Here is a 20,072-nt window from a genome sequence, read left to right on the forward strand (position 1 = left end):
GCAATAAAATGCGTGGACTTCCGGTCGGTTTGCTCCTATGATTTAAGTCGAAGATGTAAAGTTCCAAGCGCAGACTAACCCCAAAGAATGGTTTTCCGATGTTGGACCGACTTGCTCGCCGTGCAGGAAGAGTATCAATTGCCGTGTTCGTCAGCGTCACGCTGACCGCCGTGGTGACGGTGGTATTGACCACGTTCGCGCTGTATTTCTACCAGGTCGAGCGCGCCCAACGCTGGGAGCAGCTGCACAAGACGCTGGCCAACAGCGCCGAGGAACTGGCCGCCGCCGTGGCGCTGCCGGCCTGGAACTTCGACGAAACCCAGATCGTCACCATCATGAAGAGCGGCTTGAGCAACCGCGACCTGTATGCCAGCGCGGTCGCGCCGGTGGCCAGCAACCATCCCTTCATCATCACCCGCAACGACCAGGCGCAGCTGATCGCCACCAGCCGCATGCCGGACAATCCCGAGCTGCTGTCGGAGCGGCGCGCCATCGTCGCCGGCGGCCAGAACATCGGCGTCATCACCGTGTACGCCTCGCCGGCCGGCCTGATCGAGCAGCTGCGCCAGCGCCTGTACACCATCGGCGGCATGATCTTCGTGCTGGACGTGACGCTGGTATTGAGCCTGTACCTGCTGCTGTGGCAGCTGATCCTCAAGCCGCTGACCACCATCGAACGCTACGCCGCCAACGTCAAGGCCGGCCAGAATCCGGGCGCCTTGCCGCCCAGCGACTGGTTCTTCGGCGAGCTCAAAACCCTGAACGGCTCGATCCGCGAGATGGTGCGCCTAATGGACAGCCGCTTCGTCGCCATGCACGCCAGCGAGGAGCGGCTGCAGATCGCCAGCAGCGCGGCGGCGATCGGCATCTGGGACTGGAACATCCCCAGCGACGAAGTGGTATGGGACGAGCAGATGTACCGCCTGCACGGCATCGAGGGACGCAAGGTGGCGCGGCCGTTCGAACTGTGGCGCAGCATGATGCATCCGGACGACGCCATCCCCACCGAGGCGCTGCTGCGCCAGGCGCTGGACGGCCGGGCCGAGTTCGACGTCGAGTTCCGCGTGGTCTGGGCCGACGGCTCGGTGCACCATATCAAGGGCGACGCCATGATCTTCCGCGACGCCGACGGCCAGCCGGCGCGCATGGTCGGCGTCAACTACGACGTCACCGCCAGCCGCGTGGCCGAGCAGGAGCTGCGGCGCCACCGCATCCACCTGGAAGACCTGGTGGCCGAGCGCACCAACGCGCTGTCGGTCGCGGTGCTGCAGGCGCAGGCCGCCAACCAGGCCAAGAGCATCTTCCTGGCCAATATGAGCCACGAGCTGCGCACGCCGCTCAACTCTGTGATCGGCTTCTCGCGCCTGATGGCGGACTCCAAGAACATGCTGCCGGAAGAGAAGCGCAACCTGGCCATCATCCACCGCTCCGGCCAGCACCTGCTCACGCTGATCAACGACATCCTGGAACTGTCCAAGATCGAGGCCGGCCGCGCCGTGCTGCAAACCGAGGTGGTGGGCCTGGACGACATGCTGCAGGAAGTGATGGACATGGTCAGCATGCGCGCCGGCCAGACCGGCGCCGAGCTGGAACTGGACGCCGCCGGCCTGCCCGCCGGCGCCCGCGTGGACGGCACCAAGCTGCGCCAGGTGCTGCTCAACCTGATGTCGAACGCGGTCAAGTTCACGGGGCAGGGCAAGGTCACGCTGCGGGTGCGCGGCGCCATGCGCAATATCCCCAACGGCGGCCGCTGCGAGCTGGAATTCGCCGTCATCGACAATGGCCCCGGCATCTCGCCGGTCGACCAGGCGCGCATTTTCGAGCCGTTTATCCAGGCCGAGGGACCCGGCGCGCATGAAGGCACCGGCCTGGGCCTGACCATTTCGCGCGAGTTCGTGCAGCTGATGGGTGGCGAGCTGACGGTGCAATCGACACCCGGCACCGGCGCCACCTTCCGTTTCGCCATCGCGGTGCAGGTGGCCGACGGTGCGCCGCTCGACGGCGAAGACGATGAAGTGACGGCGCTGGCGCCGCCGCAGCGCGGCCGCCGCATCCTGGTGGCCGACGACAACGCCGACGGCTGCGCGCTGCTGGAGAACCTGCTCAAGCCGTTGGGCTTCGACGTGGCGGTGGTGGGTGACGGCGCCCAGGCGCTGGCGATGGTCGACGTCTGGCGTCCCGACCTGGTGTTCATGGACTGGCGCATGCCGGCGCTCGATGGCCTGAGCGCGACGCGCCAGATCCGCGCCAACGCCGCCGGCCCGCAGCCGAAGGTGGTGGTGCTGACCGCGTCCGCCTTTGCCGAGGAACGGGAAGAGGCGCTGGGCGCGGGCGCCGATGAATTCATGCGCAAGCCGGTGGAGCAGGACCAGTTGTACGCGGTGCTGGAGCAGCAGCTGGGCGTGCAGTTCCAGCGCCGCCACCACAGCGCGCGCCTGCCTTTGCCGCCGCCGCTGTCGCGCGACGACCTGGGCTTGCTGGAACCGGCGCTGCGCCACCAGCTGAAAACCGCCCTGCAAGAGCTGAACCTGGGGCGCGTGGCGCTGTTGTTGGCGCCTTTGCCGCTGGAACTGGGTGAAGTGGTGGAACGCATCGAGCACATGATACGGTTGCACCAGTATCCGCAGCTGTGCGGTTTGCTGGACGAGGCGGGGAATGAGTTGGAAGCACAAGCCTGACGGGTATATCATAGTGGCAGTCAAATATGGCAGCAAACCAGGCGAAAGAGCACTACATGCATCGGGATTTGTCGGAACAACACACCAAGGGCGAAGTGCTGATCGTGGAGGACACGCCGGCCTCGCTTAAACTGCTGAGCGACCTGCTGACGGAAGCCGGCTACTACGTGCGCCAGGCGCCCAACGGCGAGCTGGCCCTGTGGACCGCGCAGTCACGCCCGCCGGAACTGATACTGCTCGACGTGCGCATGCCCGGCATCGACGGCTTCGAGGTGTGCCGCCGCCTGAAGGCGTCGCCGGAACTGAGCCAGGTGCCGGTGATCTTCCTGTCGGCCCAGCATGACACCGACGACAAGGTGCGCGGCTTCGCGCTGGGCGCGGTCGACTTCATCGCCAAGCCGTTCCAGGCCGAGGAAATCCTGGCGCGCACCGACGCCCATGTGCGGCTGGGCCGCGCCCAGCATGCGCTGGCGGCCGAACGCGCCTTGCTGGAGGAGCGGGTGATCGAGCGCACCACCGAGCTGGCGGCGCTGGCCGCGTCGCTGGAAAAGGAAGTCGAACAGCGCCGCGCCAACGAAGAATTCATGCGCCTCTCCAGCCAGGTGTTCGAGGCGACCCAGGACGCCATCGTCGTCACCGACCGCGATGCGCGCATCGTCGCCACCAATCCCGCCTTCACCCAGATCTCCGGCTACAGCGCGGAGGAGGTGGTGGGGCAGAGCGTGGCGCTGCTGCACGCCGGCGAGCCGGACGCCAAGTCCTTCGAGTTGATGGCGCAGTCGATCGTCAAGACCGGCCACTGGTCGGGCGAGATCCTGGCGCGCCGCAAGAACGGCGACACCTATCCCGGCCTGCTGAGCGCCTCGGTGGTCAAGGACGAGCAAGGCCACGTGATCAACCACGTGGCGGTGTTCATGGACCTTACCGAGCGCAAGGCCGAGCAGCACCTGATCGATTTCCTGTCCAACCACGACGCGCTGACCGGCCTGCCGAACCGCCTGCTGGCGCGCGAGCGCTTCGAGCAGACGCTGGCCGCGGCCAAGCGCGAGCACCGCTGCGTGGCCGTCATGTGCCTGGACCTGGACCGCTTCAAGAGCATCAACGACTCCTACGGCCACGACGTCGGCGACAAGGCGCTGCAGGTGGTGTCGAAGTTCCTGACCGAGACCGTGCGCGAGGGCGACATCGTCACCCGCCAGGGCGGCGACGAATTCCAGATCATCGTGCCGGACGACGCCCAGCTGGGCGCGACGATGGCGCTGGCGCAGAAGATCCTGGGCGGCCTGCGCAAGGAGCTGATGATCGACGGCCAGCAGATCACCGTCACCTCCAGCATCGGCATCGCCGTCAGCCTGACCGACGGCGACAGCTTCGATGAGCTGGTGCGCAACGGCGACACGGCGCTGTTCCGCGCCAAGGAGATCGGCCGCGACAACTACGCCTTCTTCACCGAGCGCATGGACGCCGAAATCCGCGACAAGCTGGCGATCCAGGGCCAGCTGCGCGGCGCCATCGCGCGCGACGAATTCGAGGTGCACTACCAGCCGCAAATGTGTTTGAAGACCGGCGCCATGCTGGGCGCGGAAGCGCTGCTGCGCTGGGATAACGCGGTGCTGGGCAAGGTGCCGCCGAACCGCTTCATCCCGCTGGCCGAGGAATACGGGCTGGTGAATTCGATCGGCGAGTGGGTGTTGGAGAGCGTCTGTGCGCAGATCAAGGTGTGGCACGACCAGGGGCTGGGCGACATCAAGGTGTCGGTCAACCTGGCGGCCGGCCAGTTCGCCAACGACGCCACGGTGCCGTATGTGGAAAGCACGCTGCGCAAGTTCGGCGTCGCGCCCGCGTACCTGGGCCTGGAAATCACCGAGGGCACGGTGATGGGCGATCCGGACAAGGCGGTGGCGGCCTTGCGCCGCCTGAAGGACATCGGCGTCAGCGTCTCGCTGGACGACTTCGGCACGGGCTACTCCAGCTTGAGCTATCTGAAGCGCTTCCCGATCGACGTGCTGAAGATCGACAAGTCCTTCGTTGACGACGTGACCACCAACGCCAACGACGCGGCCATCGCGTTGTCGGTGATCTCGCTGGCGCACAACCTGAACATGCGCGTGATCGCGGAGGGCGTGGAGACCCGCGAGCAGGTGCAGTTCCTGACCGAACGCGGTTGCGACGAGATGCAGGGCTACTTCTTCAGCCGTCCCGTCAGCGCCGAGGCCTTCACCGCGCTGCTGCGCGAGCACCGTAACTTGTTGGACATGTAATCAACCCTTCCCCTGGAGTGTTATGGAAAAGAAGTTCAGCGCCGCCATCGCCGGCGCATGCATGCTGTTAGCCGCAGTCACCGTCACCGCCGCCGCCCATGCCGATCCGGCGCCGGCCATCAAGCCCGGTCCCGCCGACGCGCAGTTCAAAGCCATCTACACCCAGGAGTGGAAGTGGCGCATCAGCCAGAAACAGGAAGAGGAAGAGGACGACGACAACGGCGTCTCCGCGTCGCTGCCGCGCATCGACGCCGCCACCCAGGCCAAGCGCCTGGCGTATTGGCAGGGCGTGATGAAGAAGCTGGACGGCATTTCGCAGGACAAGCTGTCCGCGCCGGAGCGCATCAACTACCAGGTCTACAAGGCGCAGATCGCCGCGCTGATCGCCGGCCAGGTGTTCCGCGAATACGAGAAGCCGCTCAACGCCGATTCGGCCTTCTGGTCCAACATGGCGTCCGGCGCGCGCAAGCCGCTGACCAATGAAAAGCAGTTCAAGGACTATCTGAAGCAGCTGGCCGAGACGCCGCGCTACTTCAACGAAGAGATGGACAATATGCGTGCTGGCCTGGCACGCGGCTTCACGCCGCCCAAGGTCACGCTGATCGGGCGCGACGCGTCGATCACCTCCGTCACCGACGCCAAGACGCCGCAGGACACCGTGTTCTACCTGCCGTTCAAGACCATGCCGGCCACCATGCCGGCGGCGCAGCAGGAAGCGCTGCGCGCGGAAGGCGTGAAGGCGATCCAGGCCTACGTGCTGCCGTCGTATGCCAAGCTGCTCAAGTTCATGCGCGAGGAGTATGTGCCGAAGGCGCGCGAGGCGCTGGCGGCCGAGAGCCTGCCGGACGGTAAGGCTTACTACCAGTCGAAGATCGTCGAGTTCACCACCACCACGATGAGCGCGGACCAGATCCACAAGATCGGCCTGAGCGAGATGGCCAAGATCCGCGCCGAGATGCACGACGTGATCAAGCAGACCGGCTTTGAAGGCGACCTGCCGGCCTTCCTGCAGTTCCTGCGCACCGATTCGCGCTTCTACGCCAAGACGCCGGAAGAGCTGCTGATGCGCTCCGCCTGGGTGGCCAAGAAGTTCGACGCCAAGGTCGGCCAATACTTTGGCTACCTGCCGCGCCGCCGCTTCGCGGTGATCCCGGTGCCGGACGACCAGGCGCCGTTCTACACCTCGGGCCGCGGCGGTCCGGGCGTCTACCTGGTCAACACCTACAACCTGCCGGCGCGCGCGCTGTACTCGATGCCGGCGCTGACGCTGCACGAATCGGCGCCGGGCCACGCCTTCCAGATGCCGGTGGCGATGGAGCAGAAGGGCCGCCCGCCGTTCCGCAACGCCTATATCTCGGCGTATGGCGAGGGCTGGGCGCTGTACTCGGAGCGGCTGGGCGTGGAGATGGGCATGTACGAAACGCCGTATGAGGTGTTCGGCATGTTGAGCTACCAAGCCTGGCGCGCATCGCGGCTGGTGGTCGACACGGGTATCCACAGCAAGGGCTGGACCCGCAAGCAGGCGCAGGACTACCTGCACGACAACACCGCGCTGTCCGACCACGAGATCGAGACGGAAGTGGACCGCTACATTTCGTGGCCGGGCCAGGCGCTGTCCTACTACCTGGGCGAGATGAGCATCATCAACGCGCGCAAGAAGGCCGAGGCGGCGCTGGGCGCCAAGTTCGACATCCGCGCCTTCCACGACACGGTGCTGCAACTGGGCTCCGTGCCGCTGCCGGTGCTGGAGGCGCGCATCGACCTGTTCATCGCGGAAGGCGGCAAGAGCCCGTATCCGAACCTGGACTAGGTTGATAATTGCGATGGAAATGTGCTGGCGGAAGGGCAATATCTCACGATGGTACAATTCCGCTAACTGCATTCATACTGCACGTTAAGCCCATGAAGCCATCTATTGCATTCCAGACTCACCGCGAAGCGATCCGGAGGATTGTGTTGGGCCACCGCGCCAGCAATCCCCGGGTGTTCGGCTCTGTGCTTCAAGGTTGCGATACCGAAGACAGTGACCTGGATCTCCTTATCGATCCAACGCCGGATACGATCTTCCAGCGTTAAATGGGCAGATCCGCGATGTCATTGCGGATCTGATGCGGGTCGGGTGATCAGCTGATAAGGACAGGTCCGGGCCTTGTCCATACAATGGCTTCCAGAAGCCGTTGCAGTTTGACTGCGCGATTCGCGTTGACCATCTTTACGTGCGAAATCCTGCCTGCCAGGTGGGCGCGGAAGTCGGGATGGTGATCGCGGTTCTGGGACGCAGGGCCGTGCCGCACGCAGTTCGTCAGCATGGCTTTCAACTTGTCGTATTCGTCACGCGCGATGTTGGGGGGGGGCGTTGACTACAACGCCGGTCAACTGCTGGCGGGTTCCTTCGCGCATCAGGCGCGTCTTGCGGGTGTTGATGCGGAAGCCCTCTTCGAGCGCAATGGCGGCGACCTGGATATGGCAGCGTTCCGCGGCGCGCGCAAAATCACGATCGCCGGAAAATGCCAGGTCATCGGCGTAGCGGCTGTACGTCGCGCCCAGCGATTGCGCCAGCGCTTCCAGTCGCAGGTCGAGACGGTAGGCGCACAGATTCGCCAGCGCGGGCGAGCACGGGGAGCCTTGCGGCAGGTGGGGTGACCTCAAGGCCTGGCGCTCGGCCCATGGGAGCGAACCGGCTTCTTGAAAAACGCCTTGCGGTGCGCGGTTCACGCAAATGCGTGCCAGCGTTCCGGCCACTGCCGGCGGGTAGTCCAGTTTTTCGAACAGCGCATGGATGCGCGCAAGTTGTATGCTCGGGAAAAAATCCTTCAGGTCCATGCGGACGACGGCAGGCCGGCCGGCGTGCAGCGCTGCGTGGGTGACGCAGGAATGTCCGCGCCGGAAGCCATGGGCGGCGGGGTGCGGCGGCAGCCGATCGAGCAGGTGGCGCAGTATCTTTTGCTGCAAGACGCGCAGGCGCGCCTTGGGAATCTCGATCAGGCGCTGACCGCCGCTGCGTTTTGGCACCCACCGGTAGTGGTAGTGCTGCAGGCGCGATTGCTGGTCGCCCGCCAGGCGCCATTGGTCGGCGAACCAGGCGAGCGCGCCGACCGGTTCATCCAGCCAGGCTGCCAGGGCGCCGACCGAGGGCAGTTGCGGCAGCGCGAGCGCGGCGACCCATGCAGCCAACGGCGGGCGGATAGGCGGATCAGTGCAGTAGCGCCGTACTTCCGGCAGTGACATGGAGTCCGGCGCGTCGTCGTTCTCGAGCAGTTGCACGAGAATCCTGGCGATCTCGTGCCGGCTAAAATAATGGAAGTTGTCGCCCGTCCGTTCGACGAGCGCTGCGCAAATCCTGGGCGCCCAGAGCGGCGACATATCGAAAACACGGCCGCATGCCGCGATCAGGCTGTCCTGATTGGCGTCCGATGCCAGCATCGTATCGGCCAGCGCCAACACGGTAAGTTTTTCAATATCCATGCGTAGTGAAAGGGGCGGAGAGCCTTCAACGAGTCTCGTGATGCGTGAGCTATCTTGCGTGGTAGCGCAATGCGGCTCATGCGGCGAAGTGCTGAACATCTAAAATCCCACGGGGTAGCCCCGTAGAGGCTGTCCCTGCACGCGGCAAAGACAGGCCGGCTTGAAGGATCCGCCCCGCCCACACGGTAGCGGAGTTTTAATTAAAAATCAACAGCAGACGCGAGCTAACCAATCTGTAATCCGAAGGTGACAATGCGTGTATTTCCGCACGACATCGAGTGTGTAGAATCGCGGCCCTACAATCACCACCTTCCTCAGGCAGCACGTTGAAAAAATCGATACTCGCAGTAGCCATCGCCGGCGTCTTGCTGGCGCATACGTCCATCCACGCCGTCGAGCAGGCGCCGCCTTCCCAGGCCGTATCGCCAGCGCCGGCCGCGCCGGTCAAATCCTCCTTCATCACGACCATCGCTGAAGCAGCCGGCGAGTTGACCGAAGCGATGGGCCGGCAGCACGACATGGCGAAGCAGTTGGAGATCTATTCGAAGTTTGAATTCTCGCCTGCGATGCGGCTCAAGCTGAAAGACATCTTCGGCACCGAACGGCCGTTCCCGGTCCAGCGCATCAACGGCCCGAAGGGCCAAGTCGCCTATGCGGCGAAATTGAAGGCGCACGGCTACCTCGATGAAAACGCCACGGCGTTTTCGTGGGCCGACCTTGACGTCAAGAGTGTTGTCAGCAAAGGCGGCACCGTGGTCGATACCAGCGGGACCTGGCCTTTGTTGTCCATCGTCGGCACCACGGTCAGCTGCACGATTGAAAAAACCAGCATGGACTTCAAGCACACGCGCGCGAAGAACGGCCTTTGGTACGGCGCGGGCGGAATCAAGAACGGCTCCCTGGTGATGCGCTCCGTCACGCCTGGCACGGTGGGAGCCAAGGAACTGTTCCGGGTCGAAGGTTTCGCCACCGGCGCCAGCACCACGCTGCGCGGCAAGCTGGTCGACATGTCTTCCGGCGTATCGATCAAGACTATCATTTTTGGCGATGACCGCGTCGAGCGCGTCAACCTCGGCGTGCGCATGGTGAACATGCCCGCACAAGCGATGGCCGATCTGGATCGCGATTTGCGGCATGCGCAGGGCAGCGGTCTGGCGCCGGACGCCCAGGCCGAGGTGGTGTTGACGACCATGAAGGCGTTCGGCAAGAACGTACTGGCGGCCGGCGCCAGGGTAGTGATCGACGATATCAGCGCCAGCTATCATGGCAACACGGCCTCGATCAAGGGCCGCGTCGATTTCGACAAAGTGGTGGACGCCGATTTCAGCGCGCCGATAGCACTGCTCAAGAAGCTGATCGCCCGTTTCGAGGTGCGCCTGCCTGTCGCCATGGTGAACGACGTGTCGCGCATGGTGGCGGCCAAGCAGGTGGACCCTGCGGCGCCCGACGTCGCCGGACAAATCGATGTGGGCGCCAAGAACATCGCCGGCCTGGTCATCGGCAAACTGGTGAACGAGGGCTTTGCCGTGATGGAGAAGGGCGAACTGCGTTCGACCATCGAGATCAAGGGCGGCAAGCTGACCTTCAACGGCAAGGCGGTGCCGCTGCCAGGCTTGCCGGATGGTGATCTGGTGCAGTTCTATCAGCGCGCGCAGCTGCTGCCTGCGGCTAGCCCCGCACCAGCCCCGGTCCAGCAGTAAGGCTTAAGCGCGCAGCATGTCGCCCGCGATCCAGTCCAGCACTGGCGGGCGATGCGGCTGCCAGCCCAGTTGCGTGCGCGCCCGTTGGCCGCGCACGCGGCTGTTGGAGCCCAGGCCGTACGAGGCCATTTCGTAGCCCCATTCTTCCTTGGCCTGCTCCAGCGGCCAGTCCTGCGGCGCGCCCAGGTTCAGCGCGCGCGCGATGGCTGCGCTCATGTCGCGGAACGACGCTTCGCCGCTCTCGACGAAGTAGAACGCGCCCGCCTCGGTCTTCTCCAAGGCCAGCAGATACAGGTCGACCACGTCGTCGATGTGGACGTTGGACCAGATATTCAGACCGCGTCCCACATGGCGCACGATGCCGCTCTTGCGGGCCTGCTTGAGCAGGCGTGGCAGCTGCACGCTGTCGCGCGGCAGCGCGCCGTGGCCGTAGATCAGCGTATTGCACAGCACCGCCGAACGCACGCCTTTGCCGGCGGCGGCCAGCACCAGATCGTCGATGGCGACGCGCGCGGCCTTGTCGGCGGTGGGGGCGGGGAGTTGGTCTTCGAAGTAGATGCGGTCCGTGCCTTCGCCGCCGGAGGCGTCGCCGACGATGCTGGAACCGCTGGTGTGCAGGAATACTTTGCCGGAGCCGGCCAGCGCGTCGATAAAGGCTACGACGGCGGCGCGGTTGTCGCTGCTGGCGGCGTTGATGACGGCGTCGGCCGCCTGCGCCTGGGTGATCAGCAGATCGCGGTCGTCGAGGGTTCCGACCACGCCGGTCACGCCGATCTTGGCCAGTTCCTCCAGCTGTTCCGGCTTGCGCACCAGGCCTGTTACCTGATGGCCCGCGCGTACCAGGCCTGCCGCGATGGAACCGCCGATGTATCCTGCTGCGCCGGTGACGAATACTTTCATACTGTGCTCACTTAATCAAATAGGGGAGCTAGCAGTATGGGGACGAGCACAGCGCGCAAACAGGCCGCGCGGCGCAAAGCTCCCTTGATTACGGCGCAATGATCAGGCTTGAGCCTTGCGCTGTTTGCGCTTGGCGACCACGCCCAGCAAGGCCAGGCCACCCAGCAGCATGGCGTAGGCATCCGCTTCCGGCACTGGTGCGGCGGCCACGGCGAAGGACAGGTTGTCGGCGTAGCCGTCGTTGTAGGCGCCGGCTTTGCGGGTCATGGTCAGCGTGATGCCGACGTTGAGCGCGCCGACCGGGATGTAGCCTTGCGCGTCGCGCAGCAGCAGGCCGGTCTGGTTGGCGCGCTCGGTATTGGAGACAGGACCGATGCTGGCGCTGGACAGCTCCGCGCCGCCGCTGCCGAAGAAGGTGGCGGTCAGCTTGGCGTTGTCGTTCTGCGATGCATAGCCGCCCAGCCAGGCCGACAGGTCGTAGCGGGAGGCGCCGGTGTTAATCGCGGCGCTCAACGACGTCAGGTCGATGGTCTGGGTCGCAGTCGACAGCGCGTTGCTGTCGCCGCCGGCGAAGAAGTAGGTGCCGCGGTCGGACGGACCCGGATCGGCAGGGAAGGGGAAGCCGCCGCTGGCGCCGTATTGCACGACGGTGAATGCCGACGAGGTGTTCCAGCCCAAGGTGTTGCCGGATTCGGCATTGCCGTTGGCGATCAGGTTGGCGCCGAAGGCGGCGGCGTGTGCGGCCGGAGCCAGTGCCAGGGCAACCGCCGCAGCGGCTGCAAAAGTCGAGAAGCGCATTGCTTGTCCTTAAACGAAAATGGAAAAAAGGTGATTATTTTACAAGCAAACTTGGCAAAAGTAAAACACTGCGCCGGCGCCGGGCGCACCATCATGGTGCGGAAGACGCGCTTTGGTGCGAAAAATGTCTTTACGGCGGATGTAGCCTGTGATTCAGCTGGCATGACGCTTGCATTACGTCAGGCATGCCCGATACCACCGCATCCAGAGAACTCGCCGCCAGCCACAGCGCATGGCAGGCCAGCCTCGCCCTCGGTTTTGCCGACGATGGCGGCGTCACGCGGCTGTTCGACAATCGCCACTATGGCCCGCTGCGCGTGCAAAAGGCGCTGTACCCGGAAGACGCCAAAGTGTGCCACGCCATCGTGGTCCATCCGCCGGGCGGCGTGGTGGGCGGCGACCAGTTGGCCATCGAAGTGGGCGTCGGCGCGCAGGCGCATGCCTTCCTCACCACGCCCGGCGCGGCCAAGTGGTACAAGGCCAACGGCAAGGTGTCGCGCCAGAGCGTGCGCCTGACCGTGGGCGCGGACGCCGCACTCGAATGGCTGCCGCAAGAAACCATCTTTTTTGATACCGCTAACGTGGTGCTGGAGCAGCACGTCGAACTGGCCGCCGGCGCCACCTACATCGGCTGCGAGATCCTCTGCATGGGGCGGCGCGGCTCCGGCGAAACCTTCAACACCGGCACCGTGACCCAGCGCAGCAGCATCCGCCGCGAGGGGCGGTTGATCTGGTGGGAGCAGGGCGCGATGCTGGGCGGTCGCCTCGACAGCCCGCTGGCGCTGGGCGGCAAGACCGTCTGCGCCACCTTGATCGCGGCCGGCAAGCCGCTGCCCGCCGCCGTGCTGTCCGAGATCCGCGCTGACATTGCTTGCGACGGCGAACACGTATTCGGCGTCACCCAAACCAAGGGTGTGCTGGTCGCGCGCCACCTGGGCGACGACAGCGAAACCGCGCGCCGCCTGATGCTGACCGTCTGGCGCCGTTTGCGCCCGCACCTGCTGGGGCGCGCGGCCGTCACGCCGCGCATCTGGCAAACCTGAAGATAAACCTGAGAAATACCATGGACCTGACACCAAGAGAAAAAGACAAGCTGCTGATTTTCACCGCCGGCATCGTGGCGGAACGCCGCCTCGCGCGCGGCCTGAAGCTGAACTATCCGGAAGCGGTGGCGCTGATCACCTGCGCCATCATGGAAGGTGCGCGCGACGGCAAGACCGTGGCGCAGCTGATGTCCGACGGCACCCGCATCCTCACGCGTGCCGACGTCATGGAAGGCATACCCGAAATGATCCCCGACATCCAGGTCGAAGCCACGTTCCCCGATGGGAGCAAGCTGGTGACCGTCCATAACCCCATCCCCTAAAGGAGGTCATCATGATCCCAGGCGAATACATACTCGAAGAGGGCGAGATCGGCCTCAATGAAGGCCGCGCCACCGCGACCGTCGTGGTGACCAACCAGGGCGACCGGCCGGTGCAGGTCGGCTCGCATTTCCATTTTTTTGAAGTTAACACGGTGCTCAAGTTCGAGCGCTGGCAGGCCTACGGCATGCGGCTCAATATCGCCGCTGGCACCGCCGTGCGCTTCGAACCGGGCCAGCAGCGCACGGTGGAACTGGTGAAGCTGGGCGGCGACCAAAAGGTCTACGGCTTCAATGGCAAAGTCATGGGCAAGCTCGATCCCAATCCACCGAAGGGCTGACATGGCTACAATCTCGCGCCGCGCCTACTCGGAAATGTTCGGCCCCACCAAGGGGGACCGCATCCGCCTGGCGGACACCGAACTGTTTATCGAAATCGAACACGATTACGCCACCTACGGCGAAGAAGTCAAATTTGGCGGCGGCAAAGTGATCCGCGACGGCATGGGCCAGTCGCAGCGCGTGGCCGCCGACGTGATGGACACGGTGATCACCAACGCCGTGATCGTCGACCACTGGGGCATCGTCAAGGCCGACATCGGCCTGAAAAACGGCATGATCGCCGCCATCGGCAAGGCCGGCAATCCGGACATCCAGCCGAATGTGACGATGGCCATCGGCGGCGCCACCGAGATCATCGCCGGCGAAGGCATGATCGTCACCGCCGGCGGGGTCGACACGCACATCCACTTCATCTGCCCGCAGCAGATCGAGGAAGCGCTGATGAGCGGCGTGACCACCATGATAGGCGGCGGCACCGGGCCCTCGGCCGGCACCTCGGCCACCACCTGCACGCCGGGGCCGTGGCACCTGCACGCGATGCTGGGCGCGGCCGACGCCTTCCCGATGAACCTGGGCTTCCTGGGCAAGGGCAATGTGTCGCTGCCGGAGCCGCTGGAAGAGCAGGTGCGCGCCGGCGCCATCGGCCTGAAGCTGCACGAGGACTGGGGCAGCACGCCGGCCGCGATCGACAACTGCCTGTCCGTGGCCGACCGCATGGACGTGCAGGTCGCCATCCACAGCGATACCCTCAACGAAGGCGGCTACCTGGCCGATACGCTGGCCGCGTTCAAGGACCGCACCATCCACACCTTCCACACCGAAGGCGCGGGCGGCGGCCATGCGCCGGACATCATCGCGGCGGTGGGCGAATCGAACGTGCTGCCGTCGTCGACCAATCCCACCCGCCCGTTCACCGTCAATACGCTGGACGAGCACCTGGACATGCTGATGGTGTGCCATCACCTCGACGCCGCCATCGCCGAGGACGTGGCCTTCGCCGAATCGCGCATCCGCCGCGAGACCATCGCGGCCGAGGACATCCTGCACGACATCGGCGCGATCTCGATGATGTCGTCCGATTCGCAGGCCATGGGCCGGGTCGGCGAGGTGGTGATGCGCACCTGGCAGACCGCGCACAAGATGAAGGTGCAGCGCGGGCCGCTGGCGCCGGATTCCTCGCGCAACGACAATTTCCGCGTCAAGCGCTACATCGCCAAGTACACGATCAACCCGGCCATCACGCACGGCATCGCGCACGCGGTGGGCTCGCTGGAAGTGGGCAAGATCGCCGACCTGGTGCTGTGGAAACCGGCCTTCTTCGGCGTCAAGCCGCAGACGATTTTAAAGGGCGGCATGATCGCCGCCGCGCAGATGGGCGATCCGAACGCCTCGATCCCGACGCCGCAGCCGGTGCATTACCGGATGATGTTCGGCGCTTTCGGCGGCGGCTTGAAGAAGTCGTTCACCTTTGTTTCGCAGGCGGCGTTTGACGCCGGCATCGGCGACCAGCTCAAGTTGAACAAGACGCTGATCGTCGCCAAGAATATGCGCGCGCTGCGCAAGTCCGACATGGTCCACAACGGCGCCACGCCGAAGATGAGTGTCGATCCCGAAACCTATGAAGTGCGCGCCGATGGCGAGTTGCTGGTCTGCGAAGCCGCAGCCACGCTGCCGATGGCGCAGCGCTACTTCTTATTCTGAACAATCATGCTGACACTGCACACTAAAATTCAGAGCGCCGACATCATCGCCGCGCAGCTGGTGCTGCCTTACGAACTGCGCGAGAAGTGCCGCTTGCGGGCCACGCTCGATACCGGCGAGGAGGTCGCCGTGTTCACCGTGCGCGGCACCGTGCTGCGCGACGGCGACCTGCTGACCGGCGAAGACAAGCGCGTGATCAAGGTGGTGGCCGCGCCGGAGCCGACCTACAAGGTTACCTGCGCCGATGCGCACACCTTGCTGCGCTGCGCTTTCCATCTGGGGAACCGCCACACGCAGGCGCAGGTCGGCGACGGCTACCTGCGCATCCGCGCGGACGCGGTGCTGAAGGAGATGCTGGCCGGGCTGGGCGCGACGGTGGCGGAGGAGAAGGCCGCCTTCGAGCCGGAGTCCGGCGCGTATGGCGGCGGCCATGGACACCACCACGAAGGTCCGCTGGCGCCGATCCCGCTGCGCCAGAAGATCCATCGTCCCGGCGATCCGGCATGATGCAAGCCTCGGCGCTGCTCAACCTCCTGCAATTCGCCAGTCCGGCGCTGCCGATCGGCGCATACAGCTATTCGCAGGGGCTGGAGGCGGCGCTGGAAACGGGCATCGTCCACAACGCCGACACCGCGCGCGCCTGGATACTGCGTCATCTGCACGAAGTGGTGGCGCAGTGGGAGGCGCCGGTGTGCTGGCGCCTGATGCAGGCCTGGTCGCGGCGCGACTGGCAGGGCGTATCGGAATGGAGCGAACGCTTCATCGCCTCGCGCGACAGCGCCGAGTTCCGCGCCGAGACCATCCAGATGGGTTACTCGCTGACCAAGCTGGTGGCGGAACTGGGCTTTGTCGACGCCGAGATGCTGGCGCAGTTGCAGGGCCAGGCGGAAGTGGCGTTGCCGACCGCCTTCGCCTGCGCGGTCGCCGCGCTGGACATTCCTCACGACGCCGCACTGCTGGCGATGCTGTTCGCGTGGGCCGAGAACCAGGTGCTGGTGTGCGTCAAATCCGTACCGCTGGGGCAGGTGGCTGGGCAGCGCATTTTACTGTCGCTGCGCGCGGACCTCGAAGCCGCCGCGCGCCACGCGCAAACCGTCGCCGACGACGACATGAGCAACTGGGCGCCCGGCCTGTCGCTGCTGTCGATGCAGCATGAAGTGCAGTACAGCCGGCTTTACCGATCCTGATATACCGATCTTAAAGAGAGAACCACAATGACACCAACTTCGAACCCCCTGCGCGTCGGCATCGGCGGCCCGGTCGGCTCCGGCAAGACCGCCTTGTGCGAGATGCTGTGCAAAGGCATGCGCGATCATTTCGACATGGCCGTCATCACCAACGACATCTACACCAAGGAAGACATGGAGATCCTGCTGCGCGCCGGCGCGTTGCCGGCCGAGCGCCTGATGGGCGTGGAGACCGGCGGCTGTCCGCACACGGCGATCCGGGAAGACGCGTCGATCAACCTCGAAGCCATCGCCCGCATGCAGGCCGACTTCCCCAATCTTGACCTGATCCTGCTTGAATCGGGCGGCGACAACCTGGCCGCCACCTTCAGCCCGGAGCTGTCGGACCTGACGATCTACGTGATCGACGTGGCCGGCGGCGAGAAGATCCCGCGCAAGGGCGGCCCCGGCATCACCCGTTCCGATCTGCTGATCATCAACAAGACCGACCTGGCGCCGCACGTCGGCGCCGATCTCGATGTGATGGCGCGCGACGCCAAGCAGCAGCGCGGCGCGCGGCCGTTCGTGTTCACCAATCTGCGCAGCGGCGACGGCGTGGCCGCCGTCATCGATTTCATCCGCAAGCAAGGCTTGCTCGACCAGACTCGGGCCTGACGCCAGGTTTCAGTCGCGCGTTTCGGCGCGGCGTTCCTGCAGCACGATGGGCGCCGCGTTGGCGGGATACAGGCCCTGGTGGCCGTCGAAGCCGGCGCGGATGGCGGCCAGGTCGGTCTCCTGGTCGCCGGTCAGGAACACATGCTCGACCAGGCCCAGCGTCTTGTTCGGATAATCGATATACACCAGCACCAGCGGCACCTTGGCCTCCAGCGCCAGATGGTAGAAGCCGCTCTTCCAGTTGGGGCGATGGCCGCGCGTGCCTTCCGGCGTGATGCCGACCCAGTACCAGTCGGCCGCGTTCATGCGCTGCGCCTGCAGCTTGATGGTGCCGCTCGGCGTGCCGCGTTCGACCGGCTCGCCGCCCATCGCGCGGAACCATTTGCCCAACAGCGGCAGTTTGAACAGCGTATCCTTGGCCAGCCAGCGGAACGGCAGGTTCAGCGCCCATTTGCCGAACAGGCCGATCATGAAATCCCAGTTGGACGTATGGGGATAGATCACGCAGATGCCGCGCGGGCCGGGCAGTGGGCGAAACAGCATGCGCCAGCCGCACAGGCCCAGGATGCGCAAGGCCGTGCGCTGGCCCCAGCTCGGCAGATCCGCCGGCTTCAGTTGAAATTCGCTCATGTACTTGATCCTGTCTTTGTTTTTAACTTATTTTCACTATTGACAGGCTGGCATATCCCTCGTCAAAAAAACCGCGCAGGCATTCTATCCGGACGCCGGGGGCGCGGCAAGCTGCTTGTGTTTGCTAAACTTGAAAGCTTGAACTTTTTCCATTCCTTGCCGTCCAACGGTGATGACTAAAAAAACCATACTCTGCCTGGCACTCGGGAGTCCCGTCTTACCGGACACGCTCAACGCCGCAGTAGAGGGATGGGAAGTATACAGTGCGGCGACGCTGGCCGAGGCGCGCCGCCAGTTGAAGACGCGCCCCATGCTGGTCGGCGTGCTGCTGGTGGAAGCGCATGACGAGCAGTCGTGCGCCGCGATGGATGGCTTCCTGCACGAGCATTGGGATGTGCACTGGGTGGCGGTGCTGCATGCGCCGGCGCTGGAATCGCCGGCCTGGCGCCAGCTGGTGCACGACCACTGCGGCGACTTTCACACCTGGCCGCTGGATGCCCAGCGGCTGCGGCACACGCTGGGCCACGCGCACGGCCTGGCCGCGCTGCGCCGTCCGCTGCCGGGGCGCAGCGCCGCCCAGCAAGAGCCTGCGCTGACGGGGCAATCGGCCGCCATCGCCAGGTTGCGGCGGCAGATCCTCAAGGTGGCGGGCGCCAGCGCGCCGGTGCTGATCTGGGGCGAAAGCGGCAGCGGCAAGGAGTTGGCGGCGCAGGCCGTGCACGCGCATTCGCCGCGCCGCGATGGTCCGTTCGTGCCCATCAATTGCGGCGCGATCCCGGCCTCGCTGATCCAGTCCGAACTGTTCGGCTACGAGCGCGGCGCCTTTACCGGCGCGGCGCGCGAGAAGCGCGGGCTGATCGAGACGGCCCAGGGCGGCTCCATTTTCCTCGACGAGATCGGCGACCTGCCGATGGAGCTGCAAGCCAACCTGCTGCGCTTCCTGCAGGAGAAGACCATCTACCGCCTGGGTTCGACCCGCAGCATCGCGGTCGATGTGCGGGTGATCGCGGCCTCGCACGTCAATCTGGCGCAGGCGGTGGCGCGCGGCGCCTTCCGCGAAGACCTGTACTACCGGCTCAACGTGCTGGCGCTGGATGTGCCGCCGCTGCGCGAGCGGCGCGAAGATCTGCTGCCGCTGGCCGAACAGTTTTTCCACACCTATTCCAGCGAGCGGGCGCCGCGCGTCAAGGGCTTCAGCGTGCGCGCGGCGCAGGCGATCCGCGACTACGACTGGCCGGGCAATGTGCGCGAGCTGCTCAACCGCGTGCGGCGGGCGATGGTGATGGCCGAGGGACGGCTGATCCTGCCGCACGACCTGGGCCTGAGCGCGGAACCGGCGCCGCGCATCGCCGCGCCGCTGGACGACGCCCGCATCCGCGCCGAGCGCGACGCCATCGACGCCAGCCTGCAACGGGCCGGCCGCAACATCACGCTGGCGGCGCGCGACCTCGGTGTCTCGCGCATGACGCTGTATCGCCTGCTGGCCAAGCACGGCATCGCGGCGCCGTCGCATGCCTGTTACACCGCCGCGCCGCCGTCGAAATAGGGGCTGGCGCTGGGACGGTCGGCGCGGCTGACCTGTCGCGTTGTCACATCGGTGTGACGCCTTGCGCCGGATCGTGCGCGCCAGCGCTCGCTGTGGCGCGGCGGCGGCGGCGAATTGTCCCGTGTATTCAATGGTTTGCGCGCGCGGCGCCAGTGCTGGCATCAAGTTTGCGAAAGAGGGGAGGGCCGGGAGATCGGTCCCCTGGCACCCATTCGATCAACCGTACAACTTGTTAGGTAGGGAGCAGCTATGAAGAAAACATTGATCAGCGCGGCCATCGCGCTGGCGTTTGGCGCAAGTGCAGCGTATGCGCAAACCACCACGCCACCCACGACGGCGACCACGCAATCCGGCGCCGGCGCCCATGCGAACGACAACGCTTCGGCGGTCCAGGACAGCAGCAACAAGAACAACAATAACAACAGTACCGGTGGCGCCACCGCCTCCCAGATCGGCGCCGCGGCGGCCAACAACGGCGCCACGGCCACCTCCGCGCTCACCAACGCGTACAACCAATCGACGGCCACCGCCACCAGTCACCTGGAAGGCACCGTCAGCAACAACACCGTGCATGACATCGGCAACAACGCCAGCAACAGCGCCGGCAGCACCGGCGGCGCCGGCGGCGCCGGCACCGGCGGTGCGGCCACGGCCGGCGCGGCCACCGGCACTGGCGGCCTGGGCGGAAACAGCACGGGCGGCAATGGTGCGGCTGGCGGCTTGGGCGGTAACGCCACCAACGGCAGCGCCACCAATGGCGCGCCCTCGGTAGGCGCCGTGAGCGGCGGCGCGGGCGGTGCGGGCGGCGCGGCCAGCGCCGCGACCAGCGGCGCCGGTGGTGCTGGCG

At 65.5% G+C, this 20,072-nt stretch carries 16 protein-coding genes and 2 pseudogenes; 14 read left to right on the top strand and 4 right to left on the bottom strand.

Annotated elements, in window-relative coordinates; all coding sequences use genetic code 11:
• The first annotated feature begins 143 nt into the window (after positions 1 to 143).
• The 4 genes and pseudogenes from AC07OK_RS20850 to AC07OK_RS20865 form a co-directional block, all read left to right on the top strand.
• Positions 144 to 2,678 carry an ATP-binding protein gene (locus AC07OK_RS20850; protein WP_494692082.1) on the top strand — a complete coding sequence of 845 codons (2,535 nt, stop codon included), beginning with the start codon at positions 144 to 146 and terminating at the stop codon, positions 2,676 to 2,678.
• Positions 2,679 to 2,734: 56 nt separating this feature from the next.
• Entirely contained in the window at positions 2,735 to 4,939 is a 2,205-nt protein-coding gene (locus AC07OK_RS20855; RefSeq protein WP_494692083.1) for a two-component system response regulator, read from the top strand.
• 22 nt (positions 4,940 to 4,961) lie between these two features.
• Positions 4,962 to 6,749: a DUF885 domain-containing protein gene (locus AC07OK_RS20860; protein WP_494692084.1), complete on the top strand. Its 1,788-nt coding sequence runs from the start codon at positions 4,962 to 4,964 to the stop codon at positions 6,747 to 6,749.
• Positions 6,750 to 6,841: 92 nt separating this feature from the next.
• A pseudogene (locus AC07OK_RS20865) lies at positions 6,842 to 7,000 on the top strand (nucleotidyltransferase family protein); the annotation flags it as partial.
• Positions 7,001 to 7,270: 270 nt separating this feature from the next.
• Here AC07OK_RS20865 and AC07OK_RS20870 read toward each other — a convergent pair.
• On the bottom strand, positions 7,271 to 8,404 hold the full coding sequence (locus AC07OK_RS20870; RefSeq protein WP_494692085.1) for a reverse transcriptase family protein: 1,134 nt from the start codon (positions 8,402 to 8,404) through the stop codon (positions 7,271 to 7,273).
• Between the two features lie 326 nt (positions 8,405 to 8,730).
• On the opposite strand from AC07OK_RS20870, the gene AC07OK_RS20875 reads away from it, so the two are divergent.
• Complete coding sequence (locus AC07OK_RS20875) at positions 8,731 to 10,104, top strand: DUF945 family protein (protein WP_494692086.1); 1,374 nt, start codon at positions 8,731 to 8,733, stop codon at positions 10,102 to 10,104.
• A 3-nt stretch (positions 10,105 to 10,107) separates the two neighbouring features.
• Here AC07OK_RS20875 and AC07OK_RS20880 read toward each other — a convergent pair whose 3' ends face one another.
• Positions 10,108 to 11,004 (bottom strand): NAD-dependent epimerase/dehydratase family protein, encoded by an 897-nt coding sequence (locus tag AC07OK_RS20880; protein ID WP_494692087.1) that lies wholly within the window; start codon positions 11,002 to 11,004, stop codon positions 10,108 to 10,110.
• 102 nt (positions 11,005 to 11,106) lie between these two features.
• Positions 11,107 to 11,802: a PEP-CTERM sorting domain-containing protein gene (locus AC07OK_RS20885; protein WP_494692088.1), complete on the bottom strand. Its 696-nt coding sequence runs from the start codon at positions 11,800 to 11,802 to the stop codon at positions 11,107 to 11,109.
• 185 nt (positions 11,803 to 11,987) lie between these two features.
• On the opposite strand from AC07OK_RS20885, the gene AC07OK_RS20890 reads away from it, so the two are divergent.
• Genes AC07OK_RS20890 through ureG form a run of 7 tightly spaced genes read left to right on the top strand, consistent with a single transcriptional unit; the run spans position 11,988 to position 17,049 of the window.
• Positions 11,988 to 12,845: an urease accessory protein UreD gene (locus AC07OK_RS20890; protein WP_494692089.1), complete on the top strand. Its 858-nt coding sequence runs from the start codon at positions 11,988 to 11,990 to the stop codon at positions 12,843 to 12,845.
• A gap of 20 nt (positions 12,846 to 12,865) precedes the next feature.
• Entirely contained in the window at positions 12,866 to 13,168 is a 303-nt protein-coding gene (locus tag AC07OK_RS20895) for an urease subunit gamma (RefSeq protein ID WP_117010090.1), read from the top strand.
• Positions 13,169 to 13,179: 11 nt separating this feature from the next.
• Complete coding sequence (locus AC07OK_RS20900; RefSeq protein ID WP_217943353.1) at positions 13,180 to 13,506, top strand: urease subunit beta; 327 nt, start codon at positions 13,180 to 13,182, stop codon at positions 13,504 to 13,506.
• A 1-nt stretch (position 13,507) separates the two neighbouring features.
• Positions 13,508 to 15,208 (top strand): urease subunit alpha, encoded by a 1,701-nt coding sequence (gene ureC, locus AC07OK_RS20905; protein ID WP_494692090.1) that lies wholly within the window; start codon positions 13,508 to 13,510, stop codon positions 15,206 to 15,208.
• Positions 15,209 to 15,214: 6 nt separating this feature from the next.
• Positions 15,215 to 15,715, top strand: a complete 501-nt coding sequence (gene ureE, locus AC07OK_RS20910; protein WP_494692091.1) for an urease accessory protein UreE — start codon at positions 15,215 to 15,217, stop codon at positions 15,713 to 15,715.
• Entirely contained in the window at positions 15,715 to 16,395 is a 681-nt protein-coding gene (locus AC07OK_RS20915; RefSeq protein ID WP_494692095.1) for an urease accessory protein UreF, read from the top strand. Before ureE ends, AC07OK_RS20915 begins: the two co-directional genes overlap by 1 nt.
• A gap of 27 nt (positions 16,396 to 16,422) precedes the next feature.
• Positions 16,423 to 17,049 (top strand): urease accessory protein UreG, encoded by a 627-nt coding sequence (gene ureG / locus AC07OK_RS20920; protein ID WP_494692092.1) that lies wholly within the window; start codon positions 16,423 to 16,425, stop codon positions 17,047 to 17,049.
• A gap of 9 nt (positions 17,050 to 17,058) precedes the next feature.
• Here ureG and AC07OK_RS20925 read toward each other — a convergent pair whose 3' ends face one another.
• The gene (locus tag AC07OK_RS20925; RefSeq protein ID WP_494692093.1) at positions 17,059 to 17,679 is read right to left on the bottom strand and encodes a 1-acyl-sn-glycerol-3-phosphate acyltransferase; all 621 of its coding nucleotides are present in this window, start codon (positions 17,677 to 17,679) and stop codon (positions 17,059 to 17,061) included.
• A 172-nt stretch (positions 17,680 to 17,851) separates the two neighbouring features.
• Between AC07OK_RS20925 and AC07OK_RS20930 the strand changes: the two genes are divergently transcribed.
• Together AC07OK_RS20930 and AC07OK_RS20935 are read left to right on the top strand one after the other, a co-directional pair.
• Positions 17,852 to 19,225 (top strand): sigma-54 dependent transcriptional regulator, encoded by a 1,374-nt coding sequence (locus AC07OK_RS20930; protein WP_494692094.1) that lies wholly within the window; start codon positions 17,852 to 17,854, stop codon positions 19,223 to 19,225.
• A 249-nt stretch (positions 19,226 to 19,474) separates the two neighbouring features.
• Positions 19,475 to 20,072, top strand: a pseudogene (locus AC07OK_RS20935) (hypothetical protein); the annotation flags it as partial.

The organism is Duganella sp. GW821-FHT07G03 (assembly GCF_059418605.1).